We start from the raw sequence: 1,058 nt of genomic DNA, 5'->3' as shown, positions 1-1,058 counted from the left end.
TACATTAAAGTTTCGGCGGTAAAAGATGAGTATGCGTCCTATTAGCTAGATGGTAAGGTAACGGCTTACCATGGCTACGATAGGTAGGGGTCCTGAGAGGGAGATCCCCCACACTGGTACTGAGACACGGACCAGACTCCTACGGGAGGCAGCAGTGAGGAATATTGGACAATGGGCGCAAGCCTGATCCAGCCATGCCGCGTGCAGGAAGACTGCCCTATGGGTTGTAAACTGCTTTTATACGGGAAGAAACACCCTCTCGTGAGGGGGCTTGACGGTACCGTATGAATAAGGATCGGCTAACTCCGTGCCAGCAGCCGCGGTAATACGGAGGATCCAAGCGTTATCCGGAATCATTGGGTTTAAAGGGTCCGTAGGCGGGTTTGTAAGTCAGTGGTGAAAGTCTGCAGCTCAACTGTAGAACTGCCATTGATACTGCATACCTTGAGTAATTATGAAGTGGTTAGAATATGTAGTGTAGCGGTGAAATGCATAGATATTACATAGAATACCGATTGCGAAGGCAGATCACTAATAATTTACTGACGCTGATGGACGAAAGCGTAGGTAGCGAACAGGATTAGATACCCTGGTAGTCTACGCCGTAAACGATGGTTACTAGCTGTTCGGACCGATTAAGGTCTGAGTGGCTAAGCGAAAGTGATAAGTAACCCACCTGGGGAGTACGTTCGCAAGAATGAAACTCAAAGGAATTGACGGGGGCCCGCACAAGCGGTGGAGCATGTGGTTTAATTCGATGATACGCGAGGAACCTTACCAGGGCTTAAATGTAGCTTGACAGGGGTGGAAACACCTTTTCCTTCGGGCAAGTTACAAGGTGCTGCATGGTTGTCGTCAGCTCGTGCCGTGAGGTGTCAGGTTAAGTCCTATAACGAGCGCAACCCCTGTGGTTAGTTGCCAGCGAGTCAAGTCGGGAACTCTAGCCAGACTGCCGGTGCAAACCGTGAGGAAGGTGGGGATGACGTCAAATCATCACGGCCCTTACGTCCTGGGCCACACACGTGCTACAATGGTAGGGACAGAGAGCAGCCACTGGG

1 rRNA gene is annotated in these 1,058 nt (G+C 50.8%); it reads left to right on the top strand.

Going from position 1 to position 1,058, the window contains the following annotated elements:
* A 16S ribosomal RNA gene (locus H148_RS0105360) occupies positions 1-1,058 on the top strand; the annotation flags it as partial.

Source organism: Salinimicrobium terrae DSM 17865 (assembly GCF_000424665.1).
In the GTDB taxonomy this organism is placed as follows: domain Bacteria; phylum Bacteroidota; class Bacteroidia; order Flavobacteriales; family Flavobacteriaceae; genus Salinimicrobium; species Salinimicrobium terrae.
Note: the sequence above shows the minus strand (reverse complement) of the source record. Positions and strands in the feature narration are given on the sequence as shown.